The 17089-nt window shown below is 45.4% G+C and carries 24 protein-coding genes, 1 tRNA gene and 1 riboswitch; of the genes, 17 read left to right on the plus strand and 8 right to left on the minus strand.

What is annotated here, in order from left to right; all coding sequences use genetic code 11:
* Nucleotides 1-84 precede the first annotated feature (84 nt).
* Nucleotides 85-873 carry an inositol monophosphatase family protein gene (locus tag ACIQZ3_RS07805; RefSeq protein ID WP_397391939.1) on the plus strand — a complete coding sequence of 263 codons (789 nt, stop codon included), beginning with the start codon at nucleotides 85-87 and terminating at the stop codon, nucleotides 871-873.
* A gap of 13 nt (nucleotides 874-886) precedes the next feature.
* Here the strand turns inward: ACIQZ3_RS07805 and ACIQZ3_RS07810 are convergent, their stop codons facing one another.
* From ACIQZ3_RS07810 to ACIQZ3_RS07820, 3 genes are read right to left on the minus strand one after another with little or no spacing between them, the layout of a single operon-like run.
* On the minus strand, nucleotides 887-1675 hold the full coding sequence (locus ACIQZ3_RS07810) for a UDP-2,3-diacylglucosamine diphosphatase (RefSeq protein ID WP_397391941.1): 789 nt from the start codon (nucleotides 1673-1675) through the stop codon (nucleotides 887-889).
* Nucleotides 1672-2175 carry a peptidylprolyl isomerase gene (locus ACIQZ3_RS07815; RefSeq protein WP_397391943.1) on the minus strand — a complete coding sequence of 168 codons (504 nt, stop codon included), beginning with the start codon at nucleotides 2173-2175 and terminating at the stop codon, nucleotides 1672-1674. Before ACIQZ3_RS07815 ends, ACIQZ3_RS07810 begins: the two co-directional genes overlap by 4 nt.
* 45 nt (nucleotides 2176-2220) lie before the next feature.
* Nucleotides 2221-3051 (minus strand): tetratricopeptide repeat protein, encoded by an 831-nt coding sequence (locus tag ACIQZ3_RS07820; protein WP_397391945.1) that lies wholly within the window; start codon nucleotides 3049-3051, stop codon nucleotides 2221-2223.
* 86 nt (nucleotides 3052-3137) lie between these two features.
* On the opposite strand from ACIQZ3_RS07820, the gene cysS reads away from it, so the two are divergent.
* The 11 genes from cysS (at nucleotide 3138) to ACIQZ3_RS07875 (ending at nucleotide 12831) form a co-directional block, all read left to right on the plus strand.
* Nucleotides 3138-4559, plus strand: a complete 1422-nt coding sequence (gene cysS / locus ACIQZ3_RS07825) for a cysteine--tRNA ligase (RefSeq protein WP_397391947.1) — start codon at nucleotides 3138-3140, stop codon at nucleotides 4557-4559.
* Nucleotides 4560-4575: 16 nt separating this feature from the next.
* Complete coding sequence (locus tag ACIQZ3_RS07830; RefSeq protein WP_397391949.1) at nucleotides 4576-5232, plus strand: DNA-3-methyladenine glycosylase family protein; 657 nt, start codon at nucleotides 4576-4578, stop codon at nucleotides 5230-5232.
* 9 nt (nucleotides 5233-5241) lie between these two features.
* Nucleotides 5242-6213, plus strand: a complete 972-nt coding sequence (locus ACIQZ3_RS07835; RefSeq protein ID WP_397391951.1) for an acetyl-CoA carboxylase carboxyltransferase subunit alpha — start codon at nucleotides 5242-5244, stop codon at nucleotides 6211-6213.
* Nucleotides 6179-7504 (plus strand): tRNA lysidine(34) synthetase TilS, encoded by a 1326-nt coding sequence (gene tilS, locus ACIQZ3_RS07840; protein WP_397391953.1) that lies wholly within the window; start codon nucleotides 6179-6181, stop codon nucleotides 7502-7504. Before ACIQZ3_RS07835 ends, tilS begins: the two co-directional genes overlap by 35 nt.
* A gap of 79 nt (nucleotides 7505-7583) precedes the next feature.
* Entirely contained in the window at nucleotides 7584-8834 is a 1251-nt protein-coding gene (locus tag ACIQZ3_RS07845; protein WP_397391955.1) for an aspartate kinase, read from the plus strand.
* A 90-nt stretch (nucleotides 8835-8924) separates the two neighbouring features.
* A tRNA-Ser gene (locus ACIQZ3_RS07850) sits at nucleotides 8925-9019 on the plus strand.
* A 172-nt stretch (nucleotides 9020-9191) separates the two neighbouring features.
* The gene (locus tag ACIQZ3_RS07855) at nucleotides 9192-9431 is read left to right on the plus strand and encodes a hypothetical protein (RefSeq protein WP_397391957.1); all 240 of its coding nucleotides are present in this window, start codon (nucleotides 9192-9194) and stop codon (nucleotides 9429-9431) included.
* Between the two features lie 52 nt (nucleotides 9432-9483).
* Nucleotides 9484-10941 carry a DUF2779 domain-containing protein gene (locus ACIQZ3_RS07860; RefSeq protein WP_397391959.1) on the plus strand — a complete coding sequence of 486 codons (1458 nt, stop codon included), beginning with the start codon at nucleotides 9484-9486 and terminating at the stop codon, nucleotides 10939-10941.
* Between the two features lie 28 nt (nucleotides 10942-10969).
* Nucleotides 10970-11068: riboswitch (SAM-I-IV-variant riboswitch) on the plus strand.
* Nucleotides 11069-11179: 111 nt separating this feature from the next.
* Nucleotides 11180-11542, plus strand: coding sequence for a hypothetical protein (locus ACIQZ3_RS07865; protein ID WP_397391961.1), 363 nt, complete (start codon nucleotides 11180-11182; stop codon nucleotides 11540-11542).
* 352 nt (nucleotides 11543-11894) lie between these two features.
* A complete protein-coding gene (locus tag ACIQZ3_RS07870) occupies nucleotides 11895-12383 on the plus strand; it encodes a hypothetical protein (protein WP_397391963.1) in 489 nt (162 codons plus the stop codon).
* Entirely contained in the window at nucleotides 12373-12831 is a 459-nt protein-coding gene (locus ACIQZ3_RS07875) for a hypothetical protein (RefSeq protein ID WP_397391965.1), read from the plus strand. Before ACIQZ3_RS07870 ends, ACIQZ3_RS07875 begins: the two co-directional genes overlap by 11 nt.
* Before the next feature lie 5 nt (nucleotides 12832-12836).
* Here ACIQZ3_RS07875 and ACIQZ3_RS07880 read toward each other — a convergent pair whose 3' ends face one another.
* Nucleotides 12837-13808 (minus strand): helix-turn-helix transcriptional regulator, encoded by a 972-nt coding sequence (locus tag ACIQZ3_RS07880; RefSeq protein ID WP_397391967.1) that lies wholly within the window; start codon nucleotides 13806-13808, stop codon nucleotides 12837-12839.
* Between the two features lie 111 nt (nucleotides 13809-13919).
* On the opposite strand from ACIQZ3_RS07880, the gene ACIQZ3_RS07885 reads away from it, so the two are divergent.
* From ACIQZ3_RS07885 to ACIQZ3_RS07895, 3 genes are read left to right on the plus strand one after another with little or no spacing between them, the layout of a single operon-like run.
* The gene (locus ACIQZ3_RS07885; RefSeq protein ID WP_215310583.1) at nucleotides 13920-14105 is read left to right on the plus strand and encodes a hypothetical protein; all 186 of its coding nucleotides are present in this window, start codon (nucleotides 13920-13922) and stop codon (nucleotides 14103-14105) included.
* Nucleotides 14105-14254 (plus strand): hypothetical protein, encoded by a 150-nt coding sequence (locus ACIQZ3_RS07890; protein ID WP_397391969.1) that lies wholly within the window; start codon nucleotides 14105-14107, stop codon nucleotides 14252-14254. The genes ACIQZ3_RS07885 and ACIQZ3_RS07890 overlap by 1 nt, the downstream gene beginning before the upstream one ends.
* Nucleotides 14251-14670, plus strand: a complete 420-nt coding sequence (locus tag ACIQZ3_RS07895) for a hypothetical protein (protein ID WP_397391971.1) — start codon at nucleotides 14251-14253, stop codon at nucleotides 14668-14670. Before ACIQZ3_RS07890 ends, ACIQZ3_RS07895 begins: the two co-directional genes overlap by 4 nt.
* A 13-nt stretch (nucleotides 14671-14683) precedes the next feature.
* Here ACIQZ3_RS07895 and ACIQZ3_RS07900 read toward each other — a convergent pair whose 3' ends face one another.
* From ACIQZ3_RS07900 to ACIQZ3_RS07915, 4 genes are read right to left on the minus strand one after another with little or no spacing between them, the layout of a single operon-like run.
* Nucleotides 14684-15100, minus strand: a complete 417-nt coding sequence (locus ACIQZ3_RS07900; RefSeq protein ID WP_397391973.1) for an HAD domain-containing protein — start codon at nucleotides 15098-15100, stop codon at nucleotides 14684-14686.
* Nucleotides 15097-15654 carry a hypothetical protein gene (locus tag ACIQZ3_RS07905; protein ID WP_397391975.1) on the minus strand — a complete coding sequence of 186 codons (558 nt, stop codon included), beginning with the start codon at nucleotides 15652-15654 and terminating at the stop codon, nucleotides 15097-15099. Before ACIQZ3_RS07905 ends, ACIQZ3_RS07900 begins: the two co-directional genes overlap by 4 nt.
* Nucleotides 15654-15956: a hypothetical protein gene (locus tag ACIQZ3_RS07910; protein ID WP_397391976.1), complete on the minus strand. Its 303-nt coding sequence runs from the start codon at nucleotides 15954-15956 to the stop codon at nucleotides 15654-15656. Before ACIQZ3_RS07910 ends, ACIQZ3_RS07905 begins: the two co-directional genes overlap by 1 nt.
* Nucleotides 15957-15959: 3 nt before the next feature.
* Nucleotides 15960-16274 (minus strand): hypothetical protein, encoded by a 315-nt coding sequence (locus ACIQZ3_RS07915; protein ID WP_397391978.1) that lies wholly within the window; start codon nucleotides 16272-16274, stop codon nucleotides 15960-15962.
* 109 nt (nucleotides 16275-16383) lie between these two features.
* On the opposite strand from ACIQZ3_RS07915, the gene ACIQZ3_RS07920 reads away from it, so the two are divergent.
* Together ACIQZ3_RS07920 and ACIQZ3_RS07925 are read left to right on the plus strand one after the other, a co-directional pair.
* Nucleotides 16384-16671, plus strand: coding sequence for a hypothetical protein (locus ACIQZ3_RS07920; protein WP_397391980.1), 288 nt, complete (start codon nucleotides 16384-16386; stop codon nucleotides 16669-16671).
* 7 nt (nucleotides 16672-16678) lie between these two features.
* Nucleotides 16679-16984 carry a hypothetical protein gene (locus ACIQZ3_RS07925; protein ID WP_397391982.1) on the plus strand — a complete coding sequence of 102 codons (306 nt, stop codon included), beginning with the start codon at nucleotides 16679-16681 and terminating at the stop codon, nucleotides 16982-16984.
* The last annotated feature ends 105 nt before the right edge of the window (nucleotides 16985-17089 follow it).

Consider the following 17089-nt stretch of genomic DNA (forward strand, 5'->3'; position numbering starts at 1 on the left):
GTTTAGAATCAGGTGTTAGCTCCTTATTGTCATGCAGTTTTCAATCTGGTGAGCTTGTTCTTATTTAATTTGTCCATCAATACTATGCATCCCATGTTAAATGTGGCCGTTAAGGCTGCCCGTCGTGCCGGAACCGTGATTAATAGAGCTTCTCTGAATTTAGAGCGACTCCAGGTTGACCGCAAGCAACATAATGATTTTGTAACCGAGGTGGACAGACAGGCTGAAGCAGCCATTATTGAAACACTTAGCGAGGCGTATCCAACTCACGGCTTTTTAGCTGAAGAGACTGGCGCTCAAAATACAGATGCTGAAAACGTATGGATCATTGATCCATTGGATGGCACAACAAACTTTATTCATGGTTTCCCGCAATATGCAGTTTCAATTGCCTTGGCTGTGAATGGTGTAACTCAGCAGGCGGTGGTCTATGACCCAACTCGTGATGAACTCTTTACTGCTACTCGCGGTGCAGGTGCGTATTTAGATCGTCGGCGTTTGCGCGTTGCCACTCAAGATCGTTTGGCTAATTCCTTGCTTGGCACTGGCTTCCCATATCGTGAAGATCAAGACTTAGAAAAGTATTTAAAAATCTTTGGTGACATGTCGCGTCAATGTGCCGGTCTTCGTCGCCCTGGCGCCGCATCACTCGATTTGGCGTATGTTGCAGCTGGTCGTTACGATGGATTTTTTGAGAGCGATCTCAAGCCATGGGATATGGCTGCAGGTGCCTTATTGATTACTGAGGCCGGTGGTTTAATCGGCAACTACCGTGGCGAAGAAGGCTTCTTGCAAAGCGGTGAAGTGATGTGTGCAAACCCACGCATCTTTGCTCAGATGGTGCAGTGCCTATCTAAATATTCCACCTGTTAATTGGGCGGCAGTATTAATTTTTAATGAGATCGGCGTAGCGTACGCCATCTTGATTAATTAGTAGTGCGCTTGCGCGTGGTCGTCCGCTTTCAGGGTGATCTAAATCCCAATCTGATAAGACCCAGCGTTGCCATTCTTGATCTTGTAGGCGCTCTTGATGGTGCTTGGGCAGATGGGTATGTCCGTGAATCAATTGATTGCTAGCCCGATCTCTCAGGACGGCAGCGCAGGCTGCCAAGGTCACATCTGTTTTGACTTGTGTACCTTCAGCAGAAGAGCTCATAGCACGTTGGTACTGAACACCACCATTACTTCGCAGGTGGCTGGCAATTGCGAGACGCCAAGCCAAAGGCAATCTTAGAAATAATTTTTGGATCCACGGTTTACGAACCCATCCACGGAAAACTTGATAGCCAATGTCTGCCGTGCACAGGGAGTCACCATGACAGAGAACATAGTCCGAGCCAGCAATATTAATTTTGCTCGGATCAGCCAAGAGAGTCATGCCCGTCTTGTTTAAGAAATACTTTCCAACCAAAAAGTCTCGATTGCCATGAAGGTAATAGGTTTTTACTTTGGTTGAGAGTGTTGCAAGCGCATGCTTCACTTCTTGTTGGAATGGGGGGTGTAAAGCGGCATCATCGCCAACCCAATACTCAAATAAATCTCCTAAGATAAATACAGCCTCCACCTTAGGAGCATCCTTTTCACAAAAATCAAAGAATCGTTGCGCCGTCAAAGGCATTGACGGCGTGAGATGCAGGTCGGAAATGAGTAGCGCGCTCGCGTATTGCGGAATCATTCCTCGAGAACGATTGCTTTTTCAATTGCGACGTCTTCTGCAGGAACATCTTGGTGAAATCCAGTGTTACCAGTTTTCACTTTGCGAATCGCATCTACTACATCAAGGCCATCAGTGACCTTGCCAAAAACAGCGTAACCCCAACCCTGAGCATTCGGAGCGGTGTGGTTTAAGAAGTCATTGTCGCTTACGTTAATGAAAAATTGTGCTGTTGCAGAGTGTGGATCGCTAGTGCGAGCCATGGCTACTGTGCCACATTCGTTCTTGAGGCCGTTGTTTGCTTCGTTCTCAATTTGTGCGCCAGAAGATTTTTCTTTTAGGCCAGCAGTCATACCGCCGCCCTGAATCATGAAGTTATCGATTACGCGATGAAAGATTGTGCCATCGTAGTGACCGCTTTTTACGTACTGTAAAAAATTGGCAACGGTCATTGGTGCCTTAACAGCATCCAATGAGAGGGTGATATCGCCCTTATTTGTTTTGAGCAGAACTTTAGCCATGATGAATTAACTTTCTAGTGAGTTAGTAAGTAAAAAAGCAAAAAATTATTTTGAGTTTCTTGCTTCTGGAGTATTTATTTCCAGGGGAATGGACTTCATTACTGGAGCAGTATTCTTTTTTGGAGGTTTCAGTATTTCCATTAATGCTTTCGCACGATTGGTGTACTGGCGTTGATTAAGGAAGGCATCTTTTGCCGCGTTGTCATAGGCCTGCGCAGCAAGGCGAATATAGACTTCACCTAAGTTGGCCGAGGCAACCGTATAGCTCGGACGCAATTTTAGGGCGAGCTCTAAGTAGTCTCTAGCTTCAATCCAATTACCTTGGTTTGCTGCTAATGCGGCTAAGTTGTTATAGGGCTCAGGCAGCTCTGGAAATTGCTGGGTTATCTCCACTAAAGTCTTCTTGGCCGCTTCCCACTGGCGCATTTCAATCTGCATACGCGCTTTAACGTATCGGAGTTGTACGTTACCTGGTGTTTTCTTGAGCTGCCGATTAATCTGATCAATGGCATCGGGATATTTCTTGGCCTTAATGAGCTTTTCGATATCTGACGGAACCCCATTTTTAGTAACTGGATCTGGTTCAATAATCAAGAAAGACAGAAACGGAACGGCCACAGAGTCTGAGAGCTCAGCGTTAAATTGATCGTATCCAGCATCATTACCGGCAAGTCTTGGGGGGTCATTGGGGCCATAAGATCCTAGATAGGGTGCTTGAGTACTTTGAGCGCTAGTAGACGCGCTATTAAGGGCCTTAATTTCAGCATCCGCAAGCTGTTGTCCAGGGGTGCTGCAGCCCGCAAGTAGTAAAGTGGCAAGAATAGTGCTCAAGCCACCCAAATGGGCTGGACGTAGTGAAAAAAGGTTAGCTGACATAGGGGGTGGGGTGAAATACTGGCTCATTCGATATACTCAGCGCTCAGTCTAACAAATTGGCGCTACTTGCCTACCTTTATAGCCCTATGCTTCAAATCTATAACTCTCTCAGTCGTTCCAAGCAGGCCTTTAAACCCATCGAGCCGGGCAAGGTGAAGATGTATGTCTGTGGAATGACGGTATATGACTTTTGTCATATTGGCCACGCCCGGGTGATGATTGTGTTCGATATGGTGGTGCGATGGTTGCGATCCAGTGGCTATGAGGTGATTTACGTCCGCAATATCACCGATATTGACGACAAGATCATCAATCGTGCGATTGAGAATGGTGAGCCTATTGCCGCCCTGACGCAGCGTTTTATTGACGCAATGCATGCTGACTCAAACGAGTTAGGTCTAATGCACCCAGATCATGAGCCTCGTGCAACGAATTACATAGCGCAAATGCAGGGAATTATTGGCCGCTTGATTGAAAAAGAATTGGCCTATCAAAGCGAAGATGGCGATGTAAATTTCGCTGTTCGCTTGTTTCCAGATTATGGCCGCCTTTCCGGTAAATCCTTAGATGAGCTGAATGCGGGCGAGCGGGTTGCCATTGGCGGTGGAAAACGCGATCCCCTGGATTTTGTTTTGTGGAAAAGTGCAAAAGCAGAGGAGCCTGCCGATACGCGCTGGAAATCTCCCTGGGGTGAAGGTCGCCCTGGATGGCATATTGAATGCTCTGCTATGTCATGTGATTTGCTGGGCGAGCATTTTGATATTCATGGTGGTGGCGCTGATTTGCAATTTCCGCATCACGAAAATGAAATTGCTCAGAGCGAAGGGGCTCTATATGGCCAAGATCACAAAGCTAGTGACCAACCATTTGTAAGTTATTGGATGCATAACGGGCATATTCGGGTCAATGAAGAAAAGATGTCCAAGTCATTGGGTAACTTTTTCTTAATCCGTGATGTGCTGAAAAATTTTGATCCTGAGGTTTTGCGTTTCTTTATGTTGCGCGCACACTATCGCAGCCCGATTAACTATAGTGATGCGCAACTCGAGGAGGCTCGCTCTGGCTTGGTTCGTCTTTACACAGCCTTGGCCCACGTTCTATTGAGTGATAAGGCTGTAGACCCACACTCACCATGGGCTAAGCGTTTTGCTGATGCCATGAACGATGATTTCAATACGCCCGAGGCTATTGCGGCGCTCTTTGATTTGGCGAGCGAGGTCAATCGTGCGCAGGGCGATGAGAAGGCGCAATTGGCCAATACTCTCAAAGGATTGGCTGGAGCCCTCAATTTCTTGCAGCGTGACCCAACGGTATTTTTGCAAAAAGGGTCACGAGGAAATGATATGGGACTATCTGCTGCAGCTATTGAGGAGCAGATCGCCGCACGAATTGCTGCAAAGCAAGCCAAAGATTTTGCTAAAGCAGATTTAATTCGTAAAACATTATTAGATCAGGGCGTAGTATTGGAAGATAAACTCGGTGGTCTAACTGAATGGCGTAGAAGTTAATTGAAGATTATTTATTTTGAGTAAAGCTGTAGAGCAAGTCATTGTTGAAGAAGTTGCCCCCGATTATTGGGAGCAAGCTTGTGCTGAGTTGATGAAGCATGACCGTATTCTGAAAAAATTGATTCCCAAGTACGGTTCAGTTTTTTTGAGAACGCGTGGCGATGCTTTCACAACCCTGGCAAGGGCGATTGTTGGCCAGCAAATATCCGTAGCCGCAGCTCAGTCTGTTTGGAATCGGGTTTTATTGGCCTCCAAAAATAAAGTTAGCCCTAAAAATATCCTTGCTTTAAGTGTTGAAGAATTGCGCGCAGCCGGCTTGTCGGGTCGTAAGGTCGAATACATCCGCGACCTAGCTGAACATTTCGATTCTGGCCGTTTACATGCCAATCAGTGGAAAGGCATGGAAGATGAGGCCATCATCATAGAATTGTGTGATATTCGGGGAATTGGTCGCTGGACGGCCGAAATGTTCCTCATGTTTAATATGGCGAGACCCAATATCCTTCCTTTGGATGATGCGGGTTTAATTAAGGCCATTTCCCTCAATTACTTTAGCGGAGAGCCTGTCAGCAGGCATGAGGCCCGTGAAGTGGCTGCAAATTGGGCCCCTTGGCGCACTGTAGCTACCTGGTATATGTGGAGAAGTCTCGACCCCATCCCCGTTGAATATTAAAATCAAGCTATGAAAACGACTTTCCTGGATTTTGAGCAGTCAATCGCTGAACTAGAGTCAAAGATTGAAGAGCTGCAATTTGTGCAAGATGAATCATCGGTAGATATCTCTGATGAGATCAAAACGCTTACCGAAAAAAGTCAGCAGCTGACTAAAGATATTTATGCGAACTTAAGCCCTTGGCAAGTTTCACAAGTGGCGCGTCATCCACAGCGTCCTTACACGCTGGATTACGTGGGTGCATTGTTTACAGATTTTCATGAGCTTCATGGTGACCGTAATTTTGCGGATGATCAATCCATCATTACTGGCTTAGCCCGTTTTGAAAATCAGCCCTGCATGGTTATTGGCCATCAAAAGGGTCGCGATACCAAAGAGCGTGCTTTAAGAAACTTTGGCATGAGTCGTCCTGAGGGTTACCGTAAGGCAAAGCGCGTCATGCGCTTGGCAGAAAAATTTAAATTGCCCGTATTTACTTTTGTGGATACGCCCGGCGCATTCCCCGGCATCGATGCAGAAGAACGCAACCAGTCTGAAGCGATTGGTCATAACCTCTATGTTCAGGCCGAATTAGAAGTGCCTATCATTGCCACCATTATTGGCGAGGGTGGTTCTGGTGGCGCACTAGCTATTGCCATGGGCGACGTGGTGTTGATGTTGCAAAACTCAACCTACTCCGTGATTTCACCTGAAGGCTGTGCATCTATTCTTTGGAAGACTGCTGATAAAGCGCCAGAGGCTGCTGAGCAACTGGGTTTGACTGCACAACGTTTAAAGGCAATCGGCTTGATCGACAAGATCGTAGCGGAGCCAACTGGTGGCGCACATCGTGATTACAAGACCATGATGAACAGCATGCGTAAAGCTTTGACTGAGTCACTCAAGACCTTCGATGGTATGAAAGTAGATGCGCTTCTTGAGCGTCGTCATGAACGCTTGATGAGTTATGGCAAGTTCAAGGAAATCGAAGCCAAGCCTTAAGGCAAAAACCAAAGCAGCCAAACGTATTGGGCTCGCCTTAAGTGGTGGGCTTGATTCGGTTGTGTTGCTCGATAGCGTTTGCAAAGCGGTCCAAGCAAATTCAATTAAAGAGCCAACCGAGATTTGGGTTTTTCATATTCATCACGGTTTGCAAAAGCCTGCAGATCAATGGCTAGAGTTCTGCGAGAAGCTAGCCAAAAAGTATCAGGTGCATTTTGACTTCCGTCTATTGCATTTCGCAGATAAATCCCAAGGCAATATCGAAGCCAGAGCAAGGGCGGAGCGCTATGACGCTTTAACCGACTTATGCATTGAGCATGACATTGAAGATCTCCTGCTAGCGCATCACCAAAATGATCAGGCGGAAACTGTGCTCTTGCAACTCTTGCGAGGGTCTGGTGTAGCGGGTCTCTCTGGAATGCCACTCAATCGTGCGAATACAAAAGATACCAACACAAAAGATGCCAACACCATTACTCTCTGGCGCCCGCTCTTAAAACAAAGCAAGGCCGAACTAGAGGCCTATGCCAAAGAACACAAGCTGAAATGGGTTGAAGATCCTAGTAATCAAAACACACGCTATCGTCGTAATGCCATTCGCAAAGAAATTATTCCAAGGCTAGAAAAAATTCAGCCTGGTGCAATTGCCAATTTGGCCCGTAGCGCTGACTTGCTAGCCCAATCCCAGGTTCTTCTGGATCGTTTGGCCAAGCAAGATGGGAAGGCAACCCTTCAGGGTAAGAGTCTAAAGCTAGCACCGCTTCTGGCATTCGCAAATGTTGATAGACCTGCTGCTAACAACTTACTGCGATATTGGCTCAAGTTAAATGATCTGGCCATGCCTTCACAAGAGCGACTTGAATCTTGGTGGAAAGACTTGAAGGTTGTAAAGCCAGATTCAAGCTTAGAGTGGCGGCATGATGAGGTGAGTATTTATTTGTGGCGAAGTACCTTGCGAGTCTCCGGGCCCAAAGTCGGGCAGTGGGTATTTCAGGATGTGCCCACAAGAGGTAAGTCACTCGGACTGCCTGCTGATTGGGTTAATCAAGCCCAAGTAGAAGGTCGCATTGAGGAAAGGCTACGCCAGGGGGCGGAAAGGATTCAAATCAAGCCCAAAACCCCGCGTAAGACGCTCAAGAACCTCTTCCAAGAGTCCAATACGCCGCCCTGGGAGCGGCAGGCGCCACTGCTTTATATCAACGACCAGCTTGTGGCCGTAGCAGGGGTGGGGGTAAGTTACCCGCATTTAGCATCCACAGGTAAGCGAGTCCTTCCTGCATGGCTTGAGTAGCCATAAAACCCTGTAAAATAAGCCCCTTTTAGACCCTAGGGAATGTAATTCCCTGTAAATAGACAATACGACAGTTTTTATGGCTCTTATCGTTCATAAGTATGGTGGCACCTCAATGGGCTCAGTTGAGCGCATTCAGAATGTCGCTAAACGCGTTGCCAAGTGGATGCGTGCAGGTCACCAGGTAGTGGTGGTGCCTTCAGCTATGTCTGGCGAAACCAATCGTTTACTTGGTTTGGCAAAAGATATCAATCCCAATGCAAACCCACGTGAACTCGATCAAATCGCCTCGACAGGCGAGCAAGTTAGCTCTGGCTTATTAGCCTTGGCATTGCTACGCGAAGGTGTAGATGCCGTTAGCTATGCTGGTTGGCAAGTGACGGTCCACACGGATTCTTCATTTACTAAAGCACGCATCAAAAGTATTGATGACCAGAAAATTCTTGTGGATCTCAATGCGGGTCGTGCTGTAGTTGTCACTGGTTTCCAGGGCGTAGATCCTAACGGCAACATCACTACTCTGGGCCGCGGCGGCTCTGATACGTCAGCTGTTGCGATGGCTGCAGCCCTTAAGGCAGATGAGTGCTTGATCTACACCGACGTAGATGGCGTCTATACAACTGACCCCCGCGTTTGCGAAGATGCGCGTCGCTTAGACAAAATTACTTTTGAAGAAATGCTAGAGATGGCAAGTTTGGGTTCAAAGGTATTGCAGATTCGTTCCGTTGAGTTTGCAGGTAAGTACAAAGTTAAAACCCGTGTTCTGTCATCACTGACAGATCCGTTGATGCCCCTTGATCAAGAGATGAAGTCGGGCACCTTGATTACATTTGAAGAGGACAGCACTATGGAAGCCGCAGTTATTTCCGGCATCGCCTTTGCGCGTGATGAAGCAAAAATTACCGTTCTAGGCGTTCCTGATCGCCCAGGTATCGCTTATCAAATTTTGGGTCCGATTGCGGATGCCAATATTGATGTGGATATCATTATTCAGAACCAATCGTTTGAAGGTAAGACAGACTTTACTTTTACAGTTCCACGTGCCGATTATCAAAAGGCCCTGGACTTGCTCAAGAACAATGTTCAGGCTCATATCGAAGCCAAAGAAATCACTGGTGACCCAAAGGTATCTAAAGTTTCTGTAGTTGGCGTTGGTATGCGTTCCCACGTTGGCGTTGCTAGCAAAATGTTCCGTACATTATCGGAAGAGGGTATTAATATCCTGATGATCTCTACTAGCGAAATCAAGATTTCAGTGGTGATCGATGAGAAATACATGGAGTTGGCTGTACGTGCTCTCCATAAGGCTTTTGAGCTCGATCAGAAGTAAAAATACGCAGTAAAGGCCTTAAAACCGTAGTAAAACCCCACTGTCAACGGAATCCGTTAAACTGTGGGGCGTTGTAAAGGCATCAAGCAGGGAGACGTGGCCGAGCTGGTCGAAGGCACTCCCCTGCTAAGGGAGCATCGGGGCTAAAACTCTGATCGGAGGTTCGAATCCTCTCGTCTCCGCCAATAACTTTGGCAACCTACCTGCTTTTTGCTATATACAACAAAGACTTAGCCCCCTAACCGGGGCTTTTTCTTTTTCTGTAAATAACTCTACCCACCAGCCTACCCACCAGTAAAACATTGCTTGATTCGGAATTTTTACTTAGAAAAGTTAAGAAGTCGATAAGATCTAAATATGGACGATCTTGAATTTGTAGGGAAAATTAAAGGCATGAAGACTCTCAAGCAAATGATTGAGAGTAAAGAGGTCGTTCCTGCTTCGGAACTGGCAAAACTGAGAGCCGAGGAAGAGGCCCAAGAAAAAGCCTTTGCAGAAGCAGTTCAATCAGAGCAGTCACATCGAAAAACAAAGCTATCAACCGGCAAGGTTGAGGGTCGCGAGTACTGGACTCGGGAACGCTTTACAGAGGACTGAAAGACTCTTATTTATTACTCAGATTAAACCTCCATTTAAGCAAGTTGAAACCATGACAAGCCTCAGCAAGTCTAAGATCATTACTCACCGCCAGTGTCCTAAGCGTCTGTGGTTGCAGGTTAACCGACCCGAACTCATTGAGATTAGCGCTGCAACCCAGGTGCGTTTTGACGAGGGCAATAAAGTCGGAGATATCGCTCGCCAGAATCATCCGGGCGGAGTTTTTATTGAGACTCTTAATCGAGTAGAGGCTATTGCCCAAACTAAAGAGGCCGTATCAAAATACCAAACGATCTTCGAAGGCGCCTTCTTCGAAGAGGACGTCATGATTCGCGCTGATTTACTCTTCCCAGAAAACGATGGTTATCGATTGGTAGAGGTCAAATCTTCAACCGGTGTAAAGAGTTACCACGTTGACGATGTCACTGTTCAGAGTTGGGTAATGGAGAAGGCGGGTTGTTCGCCAACAAGCATGGCCCTGGCATACATCAACAATAAATTTATCTATCAAGGCGATGGAAATTATGAAGGTCTATTTGCTGAGGCTGATTTATCAAGCCAGGTAAAGCCGAATATGTCTCAAGTGCAATCTTGGGTTGATGATGCTAAAAAAACTTTAGCTTTAACCGTTGAGCCGTCGATTCAGCCAGGCGAGCAATGTACGGATCCATTTACCTGTGACTTTATTAGCTATTGCTCTCCACCTGAAGAGGGCGTTGAATACCCCGTAGAGATACTGCCTTATGGAAAAGCAATTGCATCAGAGTTAAGAAATGACGGATACAAAGATTTGCGTGATGTGCCAGTCGAACGTTTGAGTAATCCCAAGCATCTTAAAGTGCATGCGGCCACTCTCAGTGGCGAGACTATTCTCGAGCCCGAGGCCATTAAACAAATACAAGAGTTGCCTTATCCGCGCTATTACCTCGATTTTGAAACAATAGGTTTTGCTGTTCCAATCTGGGTGGGTACTCGCCCCTATATGCAACTACCGTTTCAGTGGTCGTGCCATATTGAGCAGTCCGATGGATCAATGGCTCATAAAGAGTTTTTAGATCTCTCTGGAAATGATCCTAGAGAGATGTTTGCAAAAACATTAATAGAGGCCGTATCAAAACATGGACCGGTAGTTGTTTATAACGCTGGGTTTGAGGGCGCGCGCATCAAAGAGTTGGCTGCCGCCTTTCCGAATCTTGCTTCAGAGTTGCTAGCCATTCCCGAACGATTCTTTGATTTACTGCCACTAGCGCGTAATTATTACTATCACCCTGATATGAAAGGCTCTTGGTCAATCAAAGATGTTTTACCAACGATTGCACCAGAATTAGACTATGCAAATCTAGAAGTGAGTGATGGCGCTATGGCACAAGAGGCCTATAAAGAAGCCATTCATAGTGGAACTACTCCAGAGCGAAAAGAAGAAGTGCGGAATGCCATGCTCAAGTATTGCGAGCAAGATACGATTGCAATGGTAAATATTGTGCACGCTTGGGGTGATTATTCATCTTGACACATTGATTCAAAAGTCTGCATAATCAAATCTACATCAAGAGATGGCTTTGTCGCCACAGCAACCTGCTAACGCTAGTAAGGTGCTAAAAAGATGAGACCCATATTGGGTAATCAAAAGCGACAAACCCACCAATTGGTGGGTTTTTTTATTGGGCTAAATAGATCTAGCTCAATATTTGAGCCTCCCAGTCTTGATAATTTATTTATAGAGTTAATCAATTGATATTGGAGGTCTTATGCGTGATTACACATACTTAGGCGGCGCCCGTTTTACGATCAATAATCTATTTCGTAGCCAACGTTTTGATATTGACCGCCTCGATATGAGCTGGGTCGATGGAGAAAAGCCAGAATTCACAAGAGGACTGCGCGTTGTTGATAACGATGAGGTTAAAACCATCACCGTTGATGGCGAGGATGGCGATAACTTGATCTATAGCCTTACATACATCTTTAGCAAGGAAGATGGTCATGATGCGTTTAGAGCTGCAACAGATGCTTATCTAATCGTCGCATTTGAAACAAAGGAGTTTTTGGTGACAAACCAAAAAAAGAACCCAGAGGGAAAGCCTGAGGTAGTTGAGGCCGTTATCCATTAAGCGAACCAAGCAGTATGTTTGAAGGGCGGATTTAAACCGAATTGCCAAGCCTAGACATTCGTCAAATTGGCTAAAGAGGAGAAATGAATGAATATTCAGCTAATACATATAGAGCAGTTACAAAAAAATGGCTTTCCGAGAGTGTTGAGACCTCAAAAATCATCTTAGTATGAGTATGTCGGAATAGCCATAGAAGATCAGGGATCTCATTACTACTGGGCTAGAGGAGTGAGTCTAAGAATCACTGAGCAGGAATACCACTACATAAAGGCAAACCCAAAGTTGTATTACTTTTCTACCGCACTAAAGTTGCATTTAAAGATTGATAGACGCCTTCATAGCGAGGACTTTGATGGACTTTGATCGATCAGGATTGATTGCGCTTATTAAAAGCGAGTTCAAGCTCGATTGGCAAGGGATCCATGGCGCTAATCATTGGGCGCGGGTACTCAACCACGGGAAAAATATAGGCCAAATTCGTAAGGCTGACTTATTGGTGGTGGAGCTCTTTGGCTTCTTGCATGACAGTTGTCGCTTTAATGATGGCAGGGATCCCAAGCATGGAGAGCGGGCAGCAGAATTTGCACATGGTATTCATGGTGACTACTATCAATTGAGCTCTAAGCAACTAGATGCGCTTTGCTACGCGATGAAGCATCATTCTGGTGGAGAGGTTTCAACCAATAAAACGATTCAAACTTGCTGGGATGCTGATCGATTAGATTTAGGAAGGGTTGGCATCTTTCCTTCTCCACAATTTCTTTCACAAGAGGCCTCACTCTTTATCGATCTTGCCTATGACTGGAGTACTCAGGCTCCAAGGAAATCCAATGTCAGATGACAATGACTCTAGTGGGATTATTGGCGCCATAATTTCAGTTTTGATACTAGCCGCAATCTGGCCTTATCTATTGGCATTGCTGGGTATCTATATTGTCTACATGGTCGTTTTAGCAATACTGGCATGGATTGCCGAGCATTGGGTATTGACCGGGCTATATGTAGGTGGTGCTTTGGGTATTTATGCGATCTTCTACTATCGCTTAATTCCTAAGGCTTGGAAGAGGGGGCTTATGTACTTTCAACCAAAGCCTATTTTCATTTCGCTTTCGGGCGCGAGTATGGAAGAAAATGTAGCTGAGCCCCCGAATTTGGCGGAAAGAAAATTCATTCCCTCAACAAATCTATATTGCTATTGGTGTACGAAGAAGCTTGGCATTAAAGTATGGGAAAAAAATAGTAAGTATTACTGCGATGAGTGCATAAACAATGTCAGCTCAGAAAACTAAGCCCACTATTTATATGATTTAAATGCTTTCTCAAGCTCTGCCTTCACTTTATTTTTTAGGCTTGCCGGACTAATCACCTCAACTCCGGATCCATGTTTTAGGATATCCATAATGAGTTCGGGATCTTGGTTGTAGTCAAACTCAAGGTTGTAATAGCCATCCTTATCAAAGCTTCCGACTTGCTGGCCATGCCAATGCTCCCCAGCTACCCAGCGGGCATGCTCGGGGGTAAATCGAAGCTTAGCTCTTTGTGTGGCTTTGCCCGAGAAGATTCCGTAACTTTCGGCAAAGTGCTCATGACAGTCCTTTTCGGCTACTTCCTGGGCTTTCTTATTGGTTAATAAGGCACTGCGAATTCCATCAATCGCAAAACTGCGTAGATCATTGCGCATATGGCAGTAAGCATCTAGATACCAATTCTCGCGGTAGTAGATGAGTCGCTGGGGAGATATTTCTCGTTTGGTATCTTCGCCTTTGCCCTTTGAGTAATAGTCAATTTCAAGGCGATTACGTTTAAGAAGGGCAGCGCCAATCTCAGAGAAGTTCTCAATCGAGTTCTTGCGTGAACCCATACCAATGACTTTGATACGCTTGCGTAATTCTTTGGCTGAGGTTTCACTTTGACCCAAGATGCCATCAATAATTGCGGTGAGTGGTTCAATATGAGGCCCAATCAATCCGCCTTGATCCAAAGATGAAAGCAAGTGCTGCATCAAAACTAAAGCGGTCGCTTCTTTTTCAGAGAACCAAAGTCCTAGCATCTCAATTTTGTCCACATGATCTGGATTCTCAAACTTATACCCGCCCATAAAGCGGTCATAAACAATGGATGCCTTTAAGCGGCTACGTAGGTACTCAAGATCGCGCTTAAAGGTTGCTGGTGAAACCTCTAGCTCAGACAAGAAATCCTCCCTAGGGACGCATTTACGCTGCTGAATCATGTACTTAATGCGATGCAGTCTTTCCATATCACTCATGAGGACCCCTTAATGGCTAATTTGTTGTTTTTATCACTTTAGTTAGTTTATAGCTCATTTCGTGAGCTAGCAGGTCATTAATCTGACCAATATCAACAAAAGGAGTGAAAAATGGTTAAGTTATTAGGTCTATTCTTAATGTTTATCAGTGCTTATTGCCTTGAGCAGGGCGGGCTGGATTTGGGGTTAGTTCAAGCCTTCTTTATTGGCTTATTTATGTTTTTCAGCGAGGCATTAATTGCACATGTGTCATTTGTGCAGCGTGAAAAAGTGCGAGCTAAGTATCGGAGACGCTAATGGGCAAGCTTAATTATTCCTCGGGTGATTTATTAATAGACGTAACCTCTCTAAAGGGATATCTATTGGATGAGTTCTCCGATTCGGAAGAGTTGCAATCTCAATTTCATGAAGTTGATCTTTCGCTAAAAATCCTGGAGGCTCTATGAGCGTTGTAAACATAAAGACGATCATTTTTACAGTCGCCTTAACATGCACTGAGGTCGCATTTTCGCAACCTATTCAGACATTACCCAACGGTGCAGGAGGTTACAACACCTATGGTCGCAACGGAGCGCTTACCCAGACGCTGCCTAATGGTGCTGGTGGTTATAACTCCTATGGGCCAAATGGGCAGTTGACTCAGACACTGCCTAATGGTGCTGGTGGTTACAACACCTATTCACCGAATGGACAACTCACACAAACATTGCCTAATGGTGCTGGTGGTTACAACACGTATGGACCAAATGGGGGAGTGACTCAAACATTGCCGAGTGGCGCAGGTGGATATAACACCTATACGCCCAATGGAAAGCTCATACAGACTCTACCCAATGGTGCTGGTGGGTGGAATACTTACTGACAATAGGTAGTTATTAGGCAATCATCCATTGACGCAATTCTTGAATCTGCTTTTCTGAGATTCCGGTATTTGGGTTGCAGCGAATGAGTTCTGGGCATGGAGTTGGAAACTCCCAGTAAGAGTCATCCAAGGCCCTCCAGTTGCTATGCCCATGAGATTGTAAGAAAGTCTGAATCTCCTGATAGCGAGGATATTTACCAATAACCGGGGCGCCAGTTACACCAATTACTAAATTAGAAATTGAGCTAGGTAGTAGCTTCCGAAGTTTCTCGATGCTATGAGTAAATCGCCAGCTCGAAGAAATCACAATTTCAAGATCTGAGCCTGCAAGAGATTCCTCAAGTAGGTGAACTCTATTAAATGGATCTTCACCAGCGAAGTGCGTAGGGTGAAGCACTCCATCAAAATCCAAGAAGACTAATTTATTCATAATAAATCGTTAAATTCTAACCATTCGTGCCTGCAGGCAGAGCATCTTCTAGAGCTTGGATATTTAGGAGGCGGGGGATCTCCGAGTTGCGGTTGCTTAATTATCTTTTGCTTGAAGAACTCTCCGCGCTTCTTGCCACATTTTGGGCAGTAAAGATTGATTGCTTGTGGTTTGGCTTTGGGATCATCATTTAGATGGGCCTCAAAACTCATTGCCGTGATCCATTCTGGTGACTGCATGGTCTTGCAGGGCACTTTAATGTTCTCTATCTGAAATACATCGCCTCGAACACTGAGTTTGATATTGGGTCCTGCAGGACGTGCAGCTAAGAATGACAGTACAACCCCAGAATTCACTTCAATATAACCCCGCCAATTAATTGCTTTCTCAATCAAGCATCTAGTTTGGACCCCCCTTATGCAGAAGATAGCCTCACCATTAAAGAGCGCAATATAAAGCTCTTCAGCTAAGGAGGCTTTCGTAGTTTTTCTGGGCTTTAATCGCTTCAATACTGCCAGAAACTCCTCGGTATCGATAGTCATTTCTGCAATCATTATCTTTTGCTGGGGGAGTACCCAATCCGATTGCCGTTGTTATCAAAGACATTGGTCACGCCAGATGGCGACTGGGTTTCGTAACCAATACGATTACCGCTGTTGTCGTATACCCCGTTATTTGCGTTGTAGTTGTATTGACTGTTGTTGTAGTTATATGGGGAGTTGCTGTAGTTATAAGAACTATTGTTGTAGTTGTACTGACTATTGTTGTAATTAAAGGGCGAGTTTTCCCAGCTAGTTACTTGGGCATGGCTGCCGCTAGAAATAAGAAGGGCACCTATAAAAAGGAATCGTTTCATTTCTTACCAACCTTTCACTGAAGGCGTCTGTGGTGCTTGGCGCGGTGTATTGATCGATGTATTAGGACTTGCGTAAACAGGGGTTGTTGAGGTTCCTTGATACGCGCCCTGGGGGCTATAAAAATTAGTCTGCCCGTTATCGGTTTGATAAGACTGAACATTCTGTCCGGTGGCGTTATAGACTTTCGTTACACCACTGGAAGATGTTTGGCTATAGCCAACATAGTTACCATTGGGACCATAAATGGCTTGGGCAGATGCGCCCCGCACCAACAGAACTGCTTGGGCAATCAAAAGTAAGGTGATGAGGTATTTCATGGGGAACTCCCAAAAAGTTTCAATGGATTCAGAATAAAAAACCACAAGATCACCTAATGAGCTAGTGGCCCAAGAAAATGAAAAAACTAACAAATTTCATAAAGAGCCCATGCTAAGTACCCTTGTATTCGTTACCTTCATGCCACTACAGGTTTCTCCAACTGGAAAGTCAGCTGTACCCCTCTCTAGGCCACTGGCTGTTGCCGCCTATGTCGATGCCTCAAAGATCTTAGGTTTACCTAAGTTCAGGCTCAGGGATGGTAATGGCAATCCCTATTTGCCAGAGAAAACAATCCTGCAAGAACCACTAGCTATGGTGCATGACAGCGCAGGAATTATTTTTGCAAGTGAAGTGAATAAACGAAGGGCCTACATACAATCGTATGTAAGACGCTAAGGATCTTATGAAATTCGCAATTCAATCAATAAGTAGTCTTGCCGTAATTCTGGTGGGCTTTCTATTGCTCGCCAATGCAGGCATTACCAGTGCAGGTAGGGGAGAGCTCGAATCACTTACTTCCGTTGAAAAGGCTGTCATTACAGAAACCATTCAGACTGATGGAACAGTGGTGGAGATAGATGAACTGACTACCTTAGTTAAATCCCAATTGGTCGTCGATTCAGAGTCACAAGCTGACTTGCCTTATAACTCGACACTATCAAAGCTAGAAGTGCTTGAGGCATACACAGAAGTGGCCCCATTCCTTTGAACAGTTTCCCTCGATTTATAAGTGGATTCTCTACTCTGCTTAAGCCGCCTTTAATGCGGGCGGCAGGGTTTTAAAATACATCTCATCTGGAGTCATTCTATCAAG

The organism is Polynucleobacter sp. (assembly GCF_044342855.1).
Classification (GTDB): Bacteria; Pseudomonadota; Gammaproteobacteria; order Burkholderiales; family Burkholderiaceae; genus Polynucleobacter.